15 protein-coding genes are annotated in these 18,769 nt (G+C 41.8%); 13 read left to right on the top strand and 2 right to left on the bottom strand.

Features of this window, described 5'->3' with window-relative positions; translation table 11 throughout:
- The first annotated feature begins 180 nt into the window (after positions 1-180).
- Both ACSSTM_RS05025 and ACSSTM_RS05020 read left to right on the top strand, forming a co-directional pair.
- A complete protein-coding gene (locus ACSSTM_RS05025; protein ID WP_034662843.1) occupies positions 181-2,100 on the top strand; it encodes a heavy metal translocating P-type ATPase in 1,920 nt (639 codons plus the stop codon).
- 104 nt (positions 2,101-2,204) lie between these two features.
- Positions 2,205-3,299, top strand: coding sequence for a M24 family metallopeptidase (locus tag ACSSTM_RS05020; RefSeq protein WP_095285079.1), 1,095 nt, complete (start codon positions 2,205-2,207; stop codon positions 3,297-3,299).
- Between the two features lie 53 nt (positions 3,300-3,352).
- Here ACSSTM_RS05020 and ACSSTM_RS05015 read toward each other — a convergent pair whose 3' ends face one another.
- Positions 3,353-3,496: a hypothetical protein gene (locus ACSSTM_RS05015; protein WP_162839370.1), complete on the bottom strand. Its 144-nt coding sequence runs from the start codon at positions 3,494-3,496 to the stop codon at positions 3,353-3,355.
- A 93-nt stretch (positions 3,497-3,589) separates the two neighbouring features.
- Between ACSSTM_RS05015 and ACSSTM_RS05010 the strand changes: the two genes are divergently transcribed.
- The 10 genes from ACSSTM_RS05010 to ACSSTM_RS04965 all read left to right on the top strand — a co-directional run bounded on the left by ACSSTM_RS05010 (position 3,590) and on the right by ACSSTM_RS04965 (position 15,144).
- Complete coding sequence (locus ACSSTM_RS05010) at positions 3,590-4,579, top strand: LacI family DNA-binding transcriptional regulator (protein WP_034662836.1); 990 nt, start codon at positions 3,590-3,592, stop codon at positions 4,577-4,579.
- Between the two features lie 55 nt (positions 4,580-4,634).
- A complete protein-coding gene (glcT, locus tag ACSSTM_RS05005; protein ID WP_034662832.1) occupies positions 4,635-5,489 on the top strand; it encodes a glucose PTS transporter transcription antiterminator GlcT in 855 nt (284 codons plus the stop codon).
- Between the two features lie 202 nt (positions 5,490-5,691).
- Positions 5,692-7,791 carry a glucose-specific PTS transporter subunit IIBC gene (gene ptsG, locus ACSSTM_RS05000; RefSeq protein WP_095285080.1) on the top strand — a complete coding sequence of 700 codons (2,100 nt, stop codon included), beginning with the start codon at positions 5,692-5,694 and terminating at the stop codon, positions 7,789-7,791.
- Between the two features lie 93 nt (positions 7,792-7,884).
- A complete protein-coding gene (locus ACSSTM_RS04995) occupies positions 7,885-8,151 on the top strand; it encodes a phosphocarrier protein HPr (protein WP_003211078.1) in 267 nt (88 codons plus the stop codon).
- Positions 8,151-9,869, top strand: a complete 1,719-nt coding sequence (ptsP, locus tag ACSSTM_RS04990) for a phosphoenolpyruvate--protein phosphotransferase (protein WP_034662824.1) — start codon at positions 8,151-8,153, stop codon at positions 9,867-9,869. The genes ACSSTM_RS04995 and ptsP overlap by 1 nt, the downstream gene beginning before the upstream one ends.
- Before the next feature lie 112 nt (positions 9,870-9,981).
- Complete coding sequence (locus ACSSTM_RS04985; RefSeq protein ID WP_003211490.1) at positions 9,982-10,209, top strand: transcriptional regulator SplA domain-containing protein; 228 nt, start codon at positions 9,982-9,984, stop codon at positions 10,207-10,209.
- 82 nt (positions 10,210-10,291) lie between these two features.
- Positions 10,292-11,320, top strand: coding sequence for a spore photoproduct lyase (gene splB / locus ACSSTM_RS04980; protein ID WP_034662821.1), 1,029 nt, complete (start codon positions 10,292-10,294; stop codon positions 11,318-11,320).
- A gap of 115 nt (positions 11,321-11,435) precedes the next feature.
- The gene (locus ACSSTM_RS04975; RefSeq protein WP_034662818.1) at positions 11,436-13,397 is read left to right on the top strand and encodes a methyl-accepting chemotaxis protein; all 1,962 of its coding nucleotides are present in this window, start codon (positions 11,436-11,438) and stop codon (positions 13,395-13,397) included.
- Positions 13,398-13,472: 75 nt separating this feature from the next.
- Positions 13,473-14,258 carry an SDR family oxidoreductase gene (locus tag ACSSTM_RS04970; protein WP_034662815.1) on the top strand — a complete coding sequence of 262 codons (786 nt, stop codon included), beginning with the start codon at positions 13,473-13,475 and terminating at the stop codon, positions 14,256-14,258.
- A gap of 13 nt (positions 14,259-14,271) precedes the next feature.
- Complete coding sequence (locus ACSSTM_RS04965) at positions 14,272-15,144, top strand: NAD(P)-dependent oxidoreductase (protein WP_034662811.1); 873 nt, start codon at positions 14,272-14,274, stop codon at positions 15,142-15,144.
- Between the two features lie 238 nt (positions 15,145-15,382).
- On the opposite strand, the gene ACSSTM_RS04960 is transcribed toward ACSSTM_RS04965, so the two are convergent.
- Positions 15,383-16,183 carry a CAP domain-containing protein gene (locus ACSSTM_RS04960; RefSeq protein WP_034662807.1) on the bottom strand — a complete coding sequence of 267 codons (801 nt, stop codon included), beginning with the start codon at positions 16,181-16,183 and terminating at the stop codon, positions 15,383-15,385.
- Positions 16,184-16,519: 336 nt separating this feature from the next.
- Between ACSSTM_RS04960 and ACSSTM_RS04955 the strand changes: the two genes are divergently transcribed.
- The gene (locus tag ACSSTM_RS04955; RefSeq protein ID WP_095285084.1) at positions 16,520-18,646 is read left to right on the top strand and encodes a peptidoglycan D,D-transpeptidase FtsI family protein; all 2,127 of its coding nucleotides are present in this window, start codon (positions 16,520-16,522) and stop codon (positions 18,644-18,646) included.
- The last annotated feature ends 123 nt before the right edge of the window (positions 18,647-18,769 follow it).

Below are 18,769 nucleotides of genomic sequence, written 5' to 3'. Positions count from 1 at the left end.
ATGATAATTATTATCAAAAAGAAATTATAATAATTATTAATTGAAAATTGATCAGAACCTGTTATAATGAATGACAGACCTATAAAAAGCTTGAAATAGCAGAAAATATAGATGAAAAAAGGAAACGGGCAACGATTGATGATGTGAAAACCATTATCAATTAGAGAGGAGAAAACAATCATGAATGAGAATACAGCACTTTATCAAACAACAAATCAAAAGGAATCGAAATGGTCCCTTCATCAATGGGCACAGCACGGAGAATTAATAGCAGCAGGTATCTCGGGGATTCTCATTTTGATTGGATGGATTCTAAAGGATGAGAGCATGTGGAGTATTCCTTTATTTATCCTTGCGTTTATAATTGGAGGTTTTGCAAAGGCGAAGGAAGGAATTGAAGAAACCATTTCGTCTAAAAGCTTGAATGTTGAACTTTTAATGATTTTCGCAGCCATAGGCTCAGCTATCATTGGATATTGGGCAGAGGGCGCTATCTTAATTTTTATTTTCTCACTAAGTGGTGCGCTTGAAACGTATACGTCAAATAAAAGCAAGAAGGATTTAACAGCTTTAATGAGCATCGCACCAGATGAAGCGACTTTAATTGAAGAAGATGGCACGACCATTCAAATCTCTGCTTCATCTTTAACACCAGGTGACCGTATCATGATCAAAGCTGGGGAACGTATTGCAGCAGATGGTGTGATTTTAAGCGGGAGAACAAGTGTAGATGAATCTGCGCTCACTGGCGAGTCTGTACCACAAGAAAAAGGGCAGGGCGAAGACGTGTTTGCAGGAACAGTGAACTTAAATGGTTCCTTAACGGTAGAAGTCACCAAACATAATGAAGAAACGCTTTTCCATAAAATTATTAAGCTTGTCGAATCGGCTCAAGAAAGTGTGTCGCCAAGCCAGGCATTTATTGAAAAATTCGAAGGTGCGTATGTAAAAGGTGTACTGATCACCGTCGCGATTTTAATGGTTCTGCCTCATTTTGTACTAGGCTGGAGCATGAGTGAAACCTTCTACCGGGCCATGGTATTTATGGTTGTTGCATCACCTTGTGCGCTTGTTGCATCCATTATGCCAGCTGCTTTGTCACTGATTTCAAACGGCGCAAGAAACGGAATGCTTGTCAAAGGAAGCGTCTTTTTAGAAAAGCTAGGCACAAGCAGCATGATAGCTTTTGATAAAACGGGGACGATTACAAGCGGAAAGCCGGCTGTAGATCAAGTTGTGATAGCTAAAGGACAAGAGGAAGCTGCTTTTTATCAGGCGCTTTATCAAATTGAAAGTCAATCAAACCACCCGTTAGCGAAAGCGATCTCTGATATGGCAAAAGAGCACCACATAGAAAGATCAGCTCATGTCACCATTGAAGAAACCTCTGGTTTTGGTGTAAAGGCACAATTGAATGGAGAAACGTGGCGGATTGGGAAGAAAGACTTTGCCGGCAAGGCTTCAATGGACCGCGAGATCGAAGAGAAGGAAGATTATCTTTCTGAAAAAGGATACACAGTGGTGTATGTTCAAAAGGATCAAGAAGTCGTTGGCTGCCTTGGTCTTAAGGATCAAATTAGACCTGAAGCTAAAAAAATGATTCAAGAGCTGAATGATTTAGGCATCCAAACCGTTATGCTGACAGGAGATCAGCAAAAAACGGCTGAAGCCATTGCGCAGGAAGCCGGCATCCAAACGGTTGTCGCTGAGTGCCTTCCAGATGAAAAGGTACATGAGGTCAATCAACTTAAAAAACAAGGTAATTCCATCATCATGGTAGGAGACGGAATAAATGATGCACCGGCACTCGCCACAGCAGATGTAGGGGTTGCGATGGGCGGAGGCACAGACGTGGCCTTAGAAACAGCAGATCTGATCTTAATGAAGAACAATTTAAATAACTTAACAAAGATGATCCGTCTTTCAAGAAAGATGAATCGAATCATTAAGCAAAATATTATTTTCTCATTAACGGTGATTTGTTTGTTAATTTGTGCGAATTTCTTACAAGTGCTTGATTTGCCTTTTGGCGTCATCGGGCATGAAGGAAGTACGATTTTGGTCATTTTAAATGGACTGCGTCTTCTTCGGGCATCTTAAGCGAATCATCATAGCGCACTTGGCTTCTGCCAGTGCGCTTTTGTGCGAAATATAGCAAAAACTGATACAATAGATCAGTAGAAAAACGTGTGAGGAGGATCACGATGAACCGAATGAAGAGCTTGTCTTCTTGGCTAAAGGAAAAAGACATTCAAGGTGCATTTATACATACAAAGGAAAATGTGTTTTATCTATCTGGATACTTCACAGAGCCGCATGAAAGAGTAATGGGGCTGTTTGTGTTTCAAGAGGCAGATCCATTTTTTGTTTTGCCTAAAATGGAAGTCGAGCAGGCGAAAAATGCTGGATGGTCAGGCGATATCATTGGTTATGAAGACCATGAGAATCCATTTGATTTCATTCAGTCAGCAGTAGAAAAACGCGGTGTAAGAGCAACTCAACTTGCAATTGAAAAAGAGTCGATTCCGCTTCAAAGAGCAGAGCAGCTTCAAGCTGCCACTGGGGCAGAAACTTTTGTCCGGGCAGAAGAAGAGCTCAATCAGCTAAGACTGATTAAAGATGAATCTGAAATTGCTACACTGAAAAAAGCCGCTCAATTGGCAGATGAAGGTGTAAAAATTGGGGTGGACGCCTTAAAAGAAGGAATCACCGAAACAGAAGTGCTCGCTGTCATTGAATATGAGCTAAAGAAAAAAGGCATTCAAGGCATGTCCTTTTCGACGATGGTTCTCTTTGGCGAAAAATCAGGAGAGCCTCACGGAAATCCAGGGCAGACAGCCTTAAAAAAAGGCGACTTTGTGTTATTTGACCTTGGTGTCATTGTTGATGGATATTGTTCAGACATTACAAGAACATTCATCTACCAGGAAGCTTCTGATAAGCAAAAGAACATCTATCAAACCGTCCTGAACGCAGAAATGGCGGCACTTGAAATGAGTAAGCCGGGCGTGAGAATTGGAGACCTGGACTTAAAAGCACGCGGGCTGATCACAGAAGCTGGATATGGGGACTATTTCCCTCACCGCCTTGGGCATGGTCTAGGGGTGTCTGTTCATGAGTTTCCTTCTATGAGCCAGGCAAATGATGATCTTCTCCAAGAAGGCATGGTGTATACGATCGAACCGGGGATCTACGTCCCAGGAGTCGGCGGCGTCAGAATTGAAGATGATGTACTGATCACAGCAGATGGTCCAGTCACTTTAACCAATTATCCGAAAGAGCTGACGATCATCAAGTAATAAAAAAATCACGATGAACGTCCATGTCTTGGAAGTGTCATCGTGATTTTTTGTCACTCTTTTCGATCCTTATCAACAAAAAAATCATCAATTGATTCAAACGGTTTGATTTTATGTTCTTTTCCTAAAGGATGTAGTGCAAAACGAGCAGAAAACAAAACAGTCATACATAATATAATCCATATGATGATACCCATCTTGAATTCCCCTTTCCATCCAGTGATTTGTTCAGCTCACATACATCTTAAAGTATGAAACGCTTACCATATCAAGAGAAAGTAGGAGAAAAAATGCCAAACATAAGGGAGATTGCGAAAAGAGCGGGCGTATCTGTGACAACTGTATCACGTGTGTTGAATGATCATCCTTATGTCAAAGAAGAAAAACGAGAACGAGTGCTACATGCGATGAAAGAGCTCAAATATACGAGAAACATTCAGGCTGTACATTTAGCAAAGGGCTATTCAAATATGCTTGGCATCGTTCTTCCAACGATTGATCATTCTTATTTCAGCAGACTTGTCACAGGGATTGCCGAGAAAGCACAGGCGTGCGGTATGCATTTTGCTTTGTTTCAAACAGGGTATGATCCTTTAAAAGAAAAAGAAGCATTGATGAGTTTAAAAGAGCGCCGCGTGGATGGGTTAATCTTTTGCTCAAATGCGTTAAGTGATCGAGACATTTTAAGGTGGCAGGAATCCGGGCCTATTATTTTTTGCCATCCGGCGCCTTTTGAAGACTGCTCAACGGTGTCGATCGCACATGATCAAGCATTTAAAGAAGGGCTGCATCATTTAGCAGCATGCGGGCATCAGCGAATCGCGATTGTACTAGCCAGAATAGAAGGCGCAAACAGCCAGTCACGACTTCAAGCTTATCAAGATATGATGAAATCGCTCGGGCAGGAGATTGATGAAGAATGGATCATCGAAGGGAAGCTCACACTTTTTGATGGAAAACAATTATTCACAGAGTGGCAGGAGATGAAGAATCGCCCCACAGCATTATTCATCACAAATGACGACGTATCAGCAGGCTTTTTATTAGAGGCGCAGCGTCATGATATAAAAGCAGGAGAATCTCCAGCCATACTCGGCTTTCAAAATGATCAATTGAGTGAGGCTTTGGGGATTTCCAGCATTGATATTCCGCTTAAACGTATGGGTCAGGAAGCGTTTGACTTGTTCGACCGGGCTGTAAAGGGAGAGGCACCAGAAAAAAGAATGCTGCCATTTCGCCTGATCGAGCGTTCAACTACCGTTTTCAAAAACAATCGTTGACGCACGTTTCATCTGTTTTGTACGATAAGAGGGATTGAATAAGAAGGAGGTGGGGATGTTCATGGAATCCTTCACCGTTGATAAAGCGTTAAATAATAATGTCATCATCGCAAGACACCCTTCTTGGGGCGAAGTGGTTCTAATTGGGAAAGGAATCGGCTTCGGGAAAAAATCGGGTGATGTTCTCGATCAAGACACATTTGAAAAAATGTTTGTCCTTAAAAATACAAAAGAACAAACAGAATATAAACAGCTGCTTCACCACATTGATGAGAACATGATCGAGCTTGCCAATGACGTCATTTATCATATACGAGAAAAAATGGGGCACCGTTTGAATGAGCATATTCATATTGCCCTGACTGACCATATTGCCTTTAGTTTTAAGCGGGTGCAGCAAGGATATGATATCACCAATCCCTTTATGCTTGAGACTAAATCGCTGTATCCAAAAGAATACGAGGTCGCAAAGGAAGTCGTTGAGCTGATTAACGAGCGTTCAGATGTCGAAACAAAGCTGCCAGAAGGAGAGATTGGTTTTATTGCGCTCCATATTCACTCGGCTTTGACGAATCGGCCCTTATCTGAGGTGAACCGTCATTCGCAGCTTATTACGCAGATGGTCCAAGTCATAGAAGATTCATTTCATATGAAAGTAGACCGTGAAAGTATTCATTATTTACGCTTATTGCGCCATATTACATTTTCGATTGAGCGCATTAAACGGGAAGAATCATTAGAGGAGCCAGAAAAATTGCTTCATCTATTGAAAAATGAATATCCTTTATGCTACAATACTGCTTGGAAAATGATCAAAATATTACAACATGCATTGAAAAAGCCTGTACAGGATGCGGAGGCTGTCTACCTGACACTTCATCTGTACAGATTGACAAATAAAATTTCATAGTTTCCTTGAAACGTGTAACTGATTCGATCAGGCATGAGTGACTTAAGGTAAATACAGGATAAGATCCTGTTATTTGCGCAACCTTATATCACCATGCCTTTTTTTGTGTTTGAAGGTGAAATGTAAACGGTTAATTATGAAATGTACGTCAGGGAGCGTCCCACATGTATGTTGTAAGCGAAAACAAAAGGAGGTTCAACCAGTGTTTAAATCACTTTTTGGTGTGTTGCAAAAAATTGGACGAGCACTTATGCTTCCAGTTGCGATCCTTCCTGCTGCTGGTATTTTACTAGCACTTGGGAATGCGATGCAAAATCCGCAGCTGATTGATGTGGCTCAATTTTTAAGCAATGATACAATTCAGCTTGTTGCAAGTGTCATGGAAAATGCGGGGAACATTGTCTTCTCGAATCTTCCGCTCTTATTTGCTGTAGGGGTTGCCATCGGTCTTGCTAATGGAGACGGTGTGGCAGGGATTGCCGCAATTATCGGTTATCTTGTCATGAACGTGACAATGAGTGCCGTATTAATGGCCAATGGATCGATTCCATCCGATTCCATCAAATTGGCTAAGTTCTTTAAGGAAAGCCATCCAGCGTATATTAATATGCTCGGCATTCCGACCTTGTCTACCGGCGTCTTCGGCGGGATTATTGTCGGGGTATTAGCAGCTTATATGTATAATAAATTTTACAAAATTGAGCTCCCGCAATATCTCGGCTTCTTTGCTGGTAAACGTTTTGTTCCAATCGTTACATCTATTTCAGCACTTATTTTAGGGCTTTTGATGCTAGTCATTTGGCCGCCAATTCAAGGTGCACTGAACTCGTTTTCAACAGGACTGCTCGCAGCGAATGAGCCGCTTGCTGCCTTTGTATTCGGTGTGATTGAACGCTCATTAATTCCGTTTGGTCTGCACCATATTTTCTACTCGCCATTCTGGTATGAGTTCTTTAGTTATAAGAGCTTATCAGGTGAGCTTGTCCGTGGTGATCAGCGTATCTTCATGGCACAGATCAAAGATGGTGTTCAGCTGACAGCTGGTACATTCATGACAGGGAAATATCCGTTCATGATGTTTGGTCTGCCAGCAGCAGCACTTGCGATTTACCATGAAGCAAAACCAAAGAATAAAAAGCTTGTCGCTGGAATTATGGGATCAGCAGCCCTGACTTCTTTCCTAACAGGGATTACTGAACCGCTTGAATTCTCATTCTTGTTTGTTGCACCAGTGTTATTTGCAATCCACTGTGTATTTGCTGGATTATCCTTTATGATTATGGATATTCTAAACGTGAAAATCGGTATGACCTTCTCAGGGGGATTAATCGACTTCTTCTTATTCGGTATCTTGCCAAACAGAACCGCTTGGTGGCTTGTGATTCCAGTTGGTCTCGTACTTGCTGCTATTTATTACTTCGGATTTAGATTCGCCATTCGCAAATTTAATCTGAAAACGCCAGGCCGCGAGGATGAAGCAGCTGACGGTGCAGATAGTGCTAAGTCTGAAAAGGGTAATGACTTACCTTATGAAATTCTTGAAGCAATGGGTGACCAAGAAAACATTAAACACCTTGATGCTTGTATTACGCGTTTACGTGTCACTGTCAATGATCAGAAGAAAGTGGACAAGGACCGCTTGAAAAAGCTTGGTGCTTCGGGAGTTCTCGAAGTAGGAAACAACATCCAGGCCATCTTTGGACCACGCTCTGATAATTTAAAAACACAAATGCAGGACATCATTGCAGGCCGCACGCCTCGTCCAGCGAAAGACCCTTCTGCAAAAGAAGAAGTCAGCCAGCAGGTCGAAGAAGTCATTGCAAAACCGCTTCAAAACGAGCAAGGTGAAGAAATCTTTGCTTCACCAATTACAGGGGAGCTTCATCCGATTACAGATGTACCAGATCAAGTATTCTCAGGGAAAATGATGGGTGACGGTTTCGCCATCTTGCCAACAGATGGAACGGTGGTTTCACCGGTGAAAGGGAAGATCTTAAATGTATTCCCAACGAAACACGCAATTGGCCTGCAATCTGACGGTGGACTTGAAATTTTAATCCACTTCGGTATTGATACGGTCAGCCTTAAAGGAGAAGGATTTGAAGCATTTGTACAAGAGGGAGATCAAGTAGAAATCGGTCAAAAACTCTTAGAGATTGATATTGATAAAATTAAGTCTGAAGTACCATCTTTGATGACACCAATTGTATTTACCAACTTAGGTGAAGGACAATTTATTGACCTTCAAGAATCCGGTGAAATCAAAGCTGGTCAAGAAAACATCATGAAAATTTCAAAATAATTTTCATAACTGCCGTTCTTGTTAGATGACAAGCTCGGCAGTATGATATAATATTGTGGATGTATTAATTGTATAAAAAGGAGATTGATAAAAATGGCTCAACAAACATTCAAAGTAACTGCAGATTCTGGAATTCACGCACGTCCTGCAACAGTTCTTGTACAAACTGCTAGTAAATATGATGCTGATATCAACTTAGAATATAATGGTAAAACAGTGAACCTGAAATCTATTATGGGTGTAATGTCTCTAGGAATTGCGAAAGGTGCTACAATCACAATCTCTGCTTCTGGTTCTGATGAAAATGATGCACTTGCTGCGCTTAAAGACACAATGAAAAGTGAAGGCCTAGGCGAGTAATGCAACAACTGAAAGGAATCGGTGCTTCAGCAGGCGTTGCGATTGCAAAAGCATACCGTCTGGAAGAACCAGATTTAACAGTTCACCAAAAAGACATCAACGATCCAGAGACAGAAGTGAAGCGTTTTGAAGAAGCAATTCATGTTTCTAAACAAGAACTTGAAGCAATTAAAGAACATGCGCTAAAAGAGCTTGGCCAAGACAAAGCAGATATCTTTTCTGCACACCTTCTTGTGTTAAGTGATCCAGAGCTGCTAAACCCAGTAAAGGATAAAATCAACTCTGATAAAGTAAATGCTGAATTTGCTTTAAAAGAAACAGCGACAATGTTTGTGACCATGTTCGAAGCAATGGACAATGAATACATGAAGGAACGTGCAGCGGATATTCGCGACGTAACAAAACGTGTAACTGGACATTTGCTAGGCGTTGACATTCCAAATCCAAGCATGATTTCTGAAGAAGTCATCATCATCGCTGAAGATTTAACACCTTCTGATACTGCTCAGCTGAACAGACAATTCGTCAAAGGTTTTGCGACAGATATCGGCGGCCGTACTTCTCACTCAGCGATCATGGCAAGATCTATGGAGATTCCAGCAGTTGTTGGAACAAAAGAAGCAACAAAAACGGTGAAAAACAATGATCTGATCATTGTCGATGGTATTAGCGGAGACGTCATCATTCAGCCTTCTGAAGATGAAGTGAAAGCGTATCAAAAAAAGCATGAAGACTACTTAGCTAAAAAAGCGGAATGGGCGAAACTGGTGGACCAGCCAACGGTCACAAAAGACGGCGTTCACGTAGAGCTAGCTGCAAATATCGGAACACCTGAAGATGTAAAAGGTGTACTTGAAAATGGCGGCGAAGCAGTCGGATTGTACCGTACAGAATTTTTATACATGGGCAGAGATCAGCTTCCAACAGAAGAAGAACAGTTCAATGCTTATAAAACAGTGTTAGAGAAGATGGAAGGTAAAGCGGTTGTTGTCCGCACACTTGATATTGGTGGCGATAAAGAACTCCCTTACTTGCAGCTTCCAAAAGAAATGAACCCGTTCCTTGGCTTTAGAGCGATCCGCCTTTGCCTCGAAGAACAGGAGATTTTCAGAACACAACTACGCGCCTTACTTCGTGCAAGTACATATGGAAACTTGAAAATCATGTTCCCTATGATCGCGACATTATCAGAATTTAGAGAAGCAAAAGCCATTTTACTTGAAGAAAAAGAAGCATTGGTTGCCGCTGGTACAGACGTATCCGATTCCATTGAAATCGGTATAATGGTAGAAATTCCATCAACCGCTGTCATCGCAGACCAATTCGCAAAAGAAGTTGATTTCTTCAGTATTGGAACAAATGATTTGATTCAATATACAATGGCTGCTGATCGAATGAACGAACGAGTGTCTTATCTTTACCAGCCTTACAATCCAGCGATTTTACGTTTGATTACGCTTGTTATTGAAGCAGCGCATAAAGAAGGTAAATGGGTTGGCATGTGCGGTGAGATGGCAGGAGATGAAATCGCAATCCCACTTCTACTTGGATTAGGATTAGATGAATTCTCAATGAGTGCAACATCTATTCTTCCAGCAAGAACACAGCTAAGCAAGCTTTCTAAGGAAGAAGCTGCATCATTTAAAGAGCATATTTTATCACTTAGCACAACAGAAGAAGTGGTTGATTTCGTGAAGAAAACGTTTCAACATCACTAAGTGAATTCAAACCAGACAGTAACCCTGTCTGGTTTTTTTGTCGAATTTTATCATATTGGGTCATATCCGGCAGAGAGAAGGGCATCCTATAAGAAAAATGGAGGTGACCAGATTGCCTTTCTCAGACTATAAACCGGGTGATCAAGTATATGTGATTTATCGAAATCCACATGCTGCAAACGTAGCACAAATCAAAGAAGCAGAAATTGTTTCACATCCATATAACGAAGAGGAGCTTGCCCTATTTTTACTTGAAACGTATCATCCTTTAGCTCCAGATGATGCGGTCTTTCCGACATATGAAGAAGCAGAAGCTCTTTATCAAGATTTGTTTGAATAAGGGAGATTTTAGAAAGGATAAAAGCCATCCTGCGCGGTTAAAGTAACCGTATGAAAACCTATAAGGTAAGGATGTGCTAAATATGATCAAACCTTTTGTGCCCCAGCTTGTTTACATTGAACCAAGGGCGTTAGAGTACCCGTTAGGACGAGAGCTGAAGGAAAAGTTCGAGGGTATGGGTATTGAAATAAGAGAAACGACTTCACATAACCAAGTAAGAAATATTCCGGGTAAAAATGACTTGCAAAAGTATCGTAATGCGAAATCAACGCTTGTCGTTGGTGTGAGGAAAACGTTGAAGTTTGATACGTCTAAACCATCTGCAGAGTATGCGATCCCATTTGCGACAGGATGTATGGGGCATTGCCATTATTGCTATCTGCAAACGACAATGGGAAGTAAGCCGTACATTCGAACATATGTGAATGTTGAAGAAATATTAGATCAGGCGGAGCAGTACATGAACGAGCGTGCGCCTGAAATCACGAGATTTGAAGCTTCTTGTACTTCAGATATTGTAGGAATTGACCATTTGACACATACACTAAAGGCAGCGATTGAATACTTCGGCCAGACTGATCTTGGTAAGCTTCGCTTTGTCACCAAATTTCATCATGTCGATCATTTACTTGATGCAAAGCATAATGGCCGAACAAGATTCCGCTTTAGTATCAATGCGGATTATGTCATTAAATATTTCGAACCCGGAACATCACCGTTAGATCAGCGGATTGAAGCAGCTGTCAAGGTCGCAAAAGCAGGCTATCCTCTTGGCTTTATTATTGCCCCAATTTACATTCACGAAGGCTGGCAGGAAGGATATAAAGTTCTTTTTGAAAAGCTCGATGCAGCCCTAACTGAAGATGTCAGGCACGATATCACCTTTGAAATGATTCAGCATCGTTTTACAAAACCAGCGAAGCGTGTGATCCAAAAAAACTATCCGAAATCAAAATTAGAATTGGATGAAGAAAAAAGAAGATACAAATGGGGTAGATATGGAATTGGGAAATATATCTACCAAAAAGATGAGGAACAAGAACTAAGACAGACGTTAGAATCATATATCGATCAGTACTTTCCGTCTGCAAAAATTGAATATTTTACTTAAAGCAAGCCTTTATGGCTTGTTTTTTCTATTTAAATTTTCTTACAACTATTGAATGCGGTACCAATTTTGCCGATATACAAAATAAGATGCGAAAGTAGGATGTAGGGGTGATGAGATGTTTAAGAAACTTCAAGTGAGAATAGCTGTTTTCATCTCAGTTATTTTAATTTTAACCGTCGTGGCCGTTCAAGTGGGTTCCAACATAGTATTAACACCACTCATTGAACGGGATGCAAAAACCACCACAGCGGCAACAGCAGAAAGCATGAGAGATATTATTGCACAAAAGCTTGATAATTACGGGGGTACAATTAACAAACTGGCAACAAGTACACTGACTGAAGATTTTGCACAAAAGCAAACAAAACAAACATTAGCCTTTGAAAACGATGAACTAAAAGTCTTGCAGGAGCAGGATGAACTCATCTCACTTGCCTATATAGGAACAAGTGACGGTAAAATGTTTGCCTTCCCAGAGTCTGATTTTGGTGAAGGATATGATCCAACTAAGCGAGATTGGTTTATCAATTCGGCTGAAAAGCCTGATGAAGTCATCTGGACAGATCCGTATATTGATAAAGCAACGAATGAAATGGTTGTCTCAGCCACCAAGGCAATTGTGCGAAATGGAAAGGTTGTTGGAGTCGCAGGACTTGATTTGAAGCTGTCTTCCATTCAATCGTATATAAAGGAACAAAAGATTCCTTATATGGGAAACGCTTTCTTAGTTGATGGCAAAGGAACGATTTTGGCACATCCAACTGAGCAAGGAAAAAACATATCAAAAGTCGCTTCTGTAAAAAAAGCGATCGACAATTCCGGTCTTGATGATAACAAAGAACTGACGGTCATATCTAAAATCAAAGAGGCCGATTGGACAATAGGTGTCAGCTTTGAGAAAAAGAAACTGCTTTGGATCACAGAACAAATGAATCAGACAAGCATCATGATTTCAGTCATTGCCATTGTTCTTGCGATCATTCTCAGTTTCTTATTAGCAAGAAGCATCACAACGCCAATCAAGCGTCTGATCGAGCATGTGCGTAAGGTGTCTGAAGGTGATTTAACCAGCTCACTTGAAACGAAATCTCAAGATGAGATTGGTTTCCTCACGAAGAGCTTTAATCAAATGACCGAGGGGATCAGAGAGTTAATTGAAAAAGTAAAAGGGGCTTCAGACCAAGTAGTGACATCAACGGATGAAGTCACGCAAATTTCAAATGAAACCTTACTGTCGAGCGAACAGATTGCAACGGCCATTCAAGAGGTGGCAACAGGTGCGTCTAAGCAGGCTTCAGAAGCAGAAACGATTAATGAGAAATCAGAGCATTTATATGAAAAAGTACGTCATATGGGTGAGCTTGCCACGCAAATGCAAGCCAACTCAAAATCATCTGAAGATGCAGGCTATAGAGGGCTCGATGCACTCGGTATGCTCGTTCAAAAATCAACACAAGCGAACGAGGAATCGAAGAAAGTGGAGCAAATGCTGCTTGACCTTGAACATAAAACGAAAAATATTGAAAACGTTGTGACCGCCATCTCTGAAATCTCTGATCAAACGAATTTACTTGCACTGAATGCAAGCATTGAAGCAGCGAGAGCCGGAGAAAGCGGACGAGGATTTGCTGTTGTTGCAGAAGAAGTCAGAAAGCTTGCTGAACAATCTGCGCAATCAACCAAACACATTAGTGAAACCGTCAAACTCATTCAAGATGAATCGAAAAAGGCGGCTGAAGCGATGACGGCAGCAAGTAAGATGAATGAGGAACAAGGTGAAGCCATTAATGCAACAGGCGAGGCACTGAGCAGCATCACAATGGAAATGCAGGCACTTGTCGGCTCAATTGACAGCATTCATACACAGATCAATGAAATGACAGACGAACAGCAGAAAATGAATGACTCCATTCAAAGCATTGCTGCGATCTCAGAAGAATCTGCGGCTTCAGCTGAGGAAGTGCATGCGTCTACAGATGAACAAGTCCAAGCTTTAGAAAGAACGAAAACTTCGACTGAAATGCTGAACGAATCAAGCCAGGCATTACGTCAGGCGGTTGATCGGTTTAAGCTGTAATCAAGCGGAAAGGAACCTTGCGACGTGAGCAAGGTTCTTTTTGTATGATAAAATAAGAGTAGAGGAGGTGTTGACATGGATGTCAATCTATCTGGAAAAAAAGCCTTGGTCGCTGCAAGCAGTCAAGGTATTGGAAAAGCCATTGCCTTTGCTCTAGCAAAAGAGGGAGCAGATGTGATGCTTTCAGGAAGGCATGAGCACACGCTGAAAGAAACAGTCAAAGAATTATCTCCGCTTGTAAAAGGAAAGCTGACTTATCAAGTATGTGATGTGTCTGACGCGCAGCAAATCAAGGCGCTAGTTCAAGCGGCAGCTGGTGATGAGAAGTGTCTAGACATTCTTGTGAACAATACAGGCGGGCCTAAAACAGGGACGCTTGAAACCTTAATAGATGAAGACTGGATGGAATCATTTCAGCTTCATTTACTCAGTTATATTCGATTATTAAAAGAGGCATTGCCTTATTTGAAAAAACACGGCGCACGCGTGTTAAACATTGCGTCTATGTCAGTGAAAGAACCGATCCCAGGCTTGATGCTGTCAAATACTTTTAGACCGGCTATTGCCGGCTGGACAAAAACAGCCGCTCAGGAGCTTGCAAAGGATGGCATTTTAATCAATACGTTAGCCCCAGGGAAAATTGAAACAGACCGCGTCAAACAGCTGGACAAGCACCGCGCACAGGCAGAGCACCAAACAGTTGAAGAAATCAAAGCACAGGCTGAACGTGCGATTCCGCTTGGCCGTTACGGACAGCCAGAGGAATTTGCAGCATATGCAGCTTTTCTTTTATCTGAAGCCAATACATATATGACAGGTCAAACACTCATCATTGATGGTGGACTGACAAAGTCTCTTTAAGGAGGAACAAGTGATGACACAAATCAAAACAGTTGGTTTTATTGGAATCGGTGTAATGGGACGCAGTATGGCAGGACATTTAATGGATGCCGGATATGAAGTTCTCGTTTATACAAGAACAAAAGCGAAAGCAGATGCACTCATTCAAAAAGGCGCATCATGGAAGCCGGAAGTGAAGGAGATTGCAGAACATGCAGATGCTGTCATCACAATGGTAGGATATCCATCAGATGTAGAAGAAATCTATTTAGGTGAAGAAGGGCTTGTGGCACATGCTGCGCCTGGTACCTATCTGATTGATATGACTACATCGAAGCCTCAGCTGGCAAAAGAAATTGAAATGAAAGCAAAAGAAAAAGGGTTGTTTGCATTAGATGCACCAGTTTCTGGCGGAGACGTAGGGGCAAAAAATGGAACGCTTGCGATTATGATTGGCGGAGAAAAATCAGCCTATGAAGCGTGCCTGCCCTTATTTGAGCAAATGGGCGAAAACATTCAATATCAAGGACCTGCAGGAAGCGGCCAGCATACCAAAATGTGTAACCAAATTGCGATCGCAGCAGGTATGGTAGGCGTTGCAGAGGCCATGGCCTATGCCGAAAAATCAGGACTTGATCCAGAGCATGTGCTCAAAAGCATTACAACGGGCGCGGCAGGAAGCTGGTCCTTGTCAAACCTTGCACCAAGAATGCTGAAAGGTGATTTCGAGCCAGGGTTCTACGTGAAGCATTTTATCAAGGATATGGGCATTGCACTTGAGGAAGCAGAACTGATGGGAGAAGAAATGCCAGGACTCGCGCTTGCAAAGTCACTTTATGAAAAGCTGAGCGAACAGGGCGAAGAAAACAGCGGCACACAGAGTATATATAAATTATGGGTAAAATAAAAAGACCTGTCCCACTTAGAGACAGGTCAGCGTGTAGACAAACCCTCGCATTCGGTGTCAGTCCTGCGTGCCGGTGCTCACGAATGTCAAATTCGCTCCGCTCCGGTACTCGTCCTTCCTAGGGCTGCAAAGGTTTTCTATCACGCTGAAAAGAAGACAAAAGGCTAAAATGAAGATCATTTTAGCCCTTTGTCAACAATCTGGTCTGTCCCACTTAGGGACAGGTTTTTTAGATATCTTATTTTCCGATGAATTGCTGCGTCCAGTAGTTGCCAGATTTCACATAACCAACACCGATATGTGTATAGTTTTTGTTTAAGATATTTGCTCTGTGGCCTTCACTGTTCATCCATGCAGTCACAACTTCTTGAGGAGATCTTTGACCTTGGGCAATGTTTTCACCTGCTGTTTTGTAAGTGATACCGAATTGCTTCATTTGATCAAATGGAGATCCGTAAGTTGGGCTTGTATGAGAGAAATAGTTTTTATCTTTCATATCTTGAGATTTTGCGCGAGCAGATTTGCTTAGTTTTGAATCAACAGAAAGTGCTTTTAACCCTTGTTTTGCACGCTCTTTATTTGTAAGCTCAACGACTTCTTTTTCAAATGCATTCAAGCTGCTGTCTGCTTTTGCTGCCGTTGTGTCTTTTTGGTCAGCTTTTGTGTTGTTATTGTTGTTTGTGTTTTGTTTAGCTGGCGTACTTGGTTTAGAAGCAGTTGGTTTTTTCACTGATTCTTGTTTTTGTTCATTTTTTGCTTTGTTTACTTCTTTCACCACTTTTGTGCCAGTAACAGGTTGACCGCTTTTGATCAGCTTGTTTAAAAGAGCTTCGATCTCTTTTTGATTCGACTTGCTTAGCTTGTTTACATCTGAAGAGATATGTAATTTTGCAGCTAATGTATGAAGATCAATGGTTTGATGCTGTACATGTATCACTTGTTTCAGGTTAAGCTCCTTCGCATCAGCTGAATGTCCTCCAGTGAACGTGATGAGTGCAGCAGCCGTTAGCGCTGAAAAAAAGAATGATTTCTTCTTCATATTGTAACTCCTCCTAAAATCTTTGTTTTGTTTTCTCACAGAAAATCATAACATGGACTTTTTGTTATAAACGTACCAGCATCCTCCATTGACAATGCCTGTTTGTCATTTTTGTTAAAGTCATAAAAAAAGCCGCCTCATATCAAAGGATAGGGAATTCTTCCATTTAAAGAAAACGACATAAACATACCAATATTTTAAAGTGTTAGTATATTTTTTTGCATAATAGGGATTGACAGCTTTTTTTCACTTGTTTCGCTGTAACAACTATTACAAAAGTGTTACAATAATGAGTGGTAATTGTAAAAGATTGAAAGGATGAGAGGAGCTACATAAGTGGGAGAGAAACAGCATCAAGGTAGTGCCGAGCAGAAAAAAATCAAGCGCCGGAACGCCTGGAGGATTAATCTCTTTTTCTTCGCTGTCTTTAGTTTATTTGCTGGACTTGTGATCAAGCTTGGTGTGCTGCAGATCGTCAATGGTGAGGATTATAAAAAGCAAGCAAACCGAACAGAGGTCAAAACAGCATCATACCCGTCCCCAAGAGGAAAAATGTATGACGCGAGAGGAAGAGTCGTCGTTGATAACGAAAGTGTACCTGCCATCGTTTATACATCAGAAAGCGGTGTGAAAGCGAAGGATAAGATTAAGGTAGCAAGAAAACTTGCGACTTATATAAAAATGGATACTGATTTTTTGAGAGAGCGTGACATTCGAGATTTTTGGCTGGCGAGCCATCCGAAAGAAGCGGATAAGCTCATTTCAAAAGCAGAGAAAAAGGATCTTAAAGCAAAGGATGTCTATCCGCTTCAAGTAGAGCGTGTGCCTAAGAAAGAAGTCAAGGCGATCGAAAAGGATGCAGAGGAAAAAGCAGTTGCAGCGATCTATCGTAGATTTACAGGCGGATATGCCTTTGAGCCTCAAATCGTGAAAGCAATGGACCCAAATGAAGAGAAAAAAGGGGACGAAAAAGTTGCTTTACTCGATGAAACAAAAGAGTCAAAGCAGACATCATCCGTGAGTTTGACATATGAAGAGATTTCACTTGTGTCAGAGCATCTGGATGAACTGCATGGTGTAAATGTCATCAATGATTGGACAAGAAAATATCCGTATGAAAAGACCCTTTATAATGTACTTGGCGGTGTGACCACACCAGAGCAAGGCATTATAAAAGAGCGTGAAGATTACTATATGGCAAGAGGCTACTCGCGAAATGACCGGGTAGGGAAGAGCTATTTAGAGTATCAATACGAAGATTTTCTGAATCCAGAGAAAGCGACTGTTCAATATACACAGGTTGGCGGGAAGCTGCTCGATGAAATCAAGCGGACAGAGGGACGAAGAGGACTTGATCTTGCACTGACATTTGATATGGAGCTGCAAAAGGAAGTCGACAAGATCGTCGAATCAGAGCTTAGATCCGCTAGTGCGAGAAACTATATGATGGACCGCGCATTTGTCGTGATGATGGACCCTAACACTGGGGATGTTCTCGCAATGTCTGGCAAGAAAATGGATGGCAGAGACGTCACAGATTATGCCATCGGAACATTTACGACCCAGTACGAAATGGGCTCTGTTGTCAAAGGAGCCACAGTACTTGGCGGTTATCAGGACGGGATGTCACACAACCAATCCTATATGGATACACCGCTTTATTTTGCAGGAAGTAATGGAAAGCCGAAACAGTCTTACAAAGTTCTTGGATGGGTCAATGACCTTCAGGCTCTCCAAAAAAGTTCCAACGTCTACATGTTCCAAGTAGCGATGAGAATGGCGGGCATCACCTATCAAAAGGATGGTCCGTTACCGGCAAGACCTGAGCACCTGCAAAAAATGAGAAACTATTATGCGCAATTCGGTCTTGGCGTAAAAACAGGGATCGACCTGCCGCAGGAATCAAGCGGGATGCAGACACATCCTAAGACGGTCGGCGGACTTTTGCTCGATGAAGCAATTGGCCAGTATGACACGTATACACCGCTTCAAGTTGCCCAGTACATGTCGACGATCGCCAATGGAGGAAATCGCGTTCAGCCAAGAGTGGTGAAAAGCGTTCACCTTCCAACGAAGAAGGATGAAGTAGGCCCAGTCGTGAAAAAATATGAGCCGAAGGTGCTGAACACGATTAACAACTCGAAAGCAGATATTGACCGCGTCAAAATGGGGCTGAAAATGGTCACATCGACCGGCGGTACTGCCGCTGGCCGCTTTGGTCAGCATGATGTCGCTGGAAAAACAGGGACGGCCCAAACCTTTTACTATGGTGCCAACCGCAGCTGGTGGGGAAATCCCACATACAATTTAACCTTTGGGGGATATTATCCGTCGTCCAATCCGAAGGTGGCTTTTAGTGTCGTGACACCTTATGTCTCAGATAAAGATTCCGTCATTAAAACCATCCCAAGTAAAATTATTGATAAGTACGTTGAATTACAAAAGAAATATGAAAAGCAGTAAACAGCAGAGAGCACAGCAAGAGAATGTGCTCTTTTTTGTTGAAAATATGGACGTTTCCCTCGATGACGGAAGGAAAATACGGGTTTTCTAGCGAATCTTTTTTATACATCAATCTAAGGACAA

This window comes from Bacillus sp. RK1064, from assembly GCF_051488405.1.
In the GTDB taxonomy this organism is placed as follows: Bacteria; Bacillota; Bacilli; order Bacillales; family Bacillaceae; genus Bacillus.
This window is presented reverse-complemented; position numbering and strand designations above follow the sequence as displayed.

Excerpts from the sequence above, each read along its gene's own strand:
- ACSSTM_RS05025 (WP_034662843.1), top strand. The coding sequence starts at position 181 with ATGAATGAGAATACAGCACTTTATCAAACAACAAATCAAAAGGAATCG.
- ACSSTM_RS05020 (WP_095285079.1), top strand. The coding sequence starts at position 2,205 with ATGAACCGAATGAAGAGCTTGTCTTCTTGGCTAAAGGAAAAAGACATT.
- ACSSTM_RS05015 (WP_162839370.1), bottom strand. The coding sequence starts at position 3,496 with ATGGGTATCATCATATGGATTATATTATGTATGACTGTTTTGTTTTCT.
- ACSSTM_RS05010 (WP_034662836.1), top strand. The coding sequence starts at position 3,590 with ATGCCAAACATAAGGGAGATTGCGAAAAGAGCGGGCGTATCTGTGACA.
- glcT (WP_034662832.1), top strand. The coding sequence starts at position 4,635 with ATGTTCATGGAATCCTTCACCGTTGATAAAGCGTTAAATAATAATGTC.
- ACSSTM_RS04995 (WP_003211078.1), top strand. The coding sequence starts at position 7,885 with ATGGCTCAACAAACATTCAAAGTAACTGCAGATTCTGGAATTCACGCA.
- ptsP (WP_034662824.1), top strand. The coding sequence starts at position 8,151 with ATGCAACAACTGAAAGGAATCGGTGCTTCAGCAGGCGTTGCGATTGCA.
- splB (WP_034662821.1), top strand. The coding sequence starts at position 10,292 with ATGATCAAACCTTTTGTGCCCCAGCTTGTTTACATTGAACCAAGGGCG.
- ACSSTM_RS04975 (WP_034662818.1), top strand. The coding sequence starts at position 11,436 with ATGTTTAAGAAACTTCAAGTGAGAATAGCTGTTTTCATCTCAGTTATT.
- ACSSTM_RS04970 (WP_034662815.1), top strand. The coding sequence starts at position 13,473 with ATGGATGTCAATCTATCTGGAAAAAAAGCCTTGGTCGCTGCAAGCAGT.
- ACSSTM_RS04965 (WP_034662811.1), top strand. The coding sequence starts at position 14,272 with ATGACACAAATCAAAACAGTTGGTTTTATTGGAATCGGTGTAATGGGA.
- ACSSTM_RS04960 (WP_034662807.1), bottom strand. The coding sequence starts at position 16,183 with ATGAAGAAGAAATCATTCTTTTTTTCAGCGCTAACGGCTGCTGCACTC.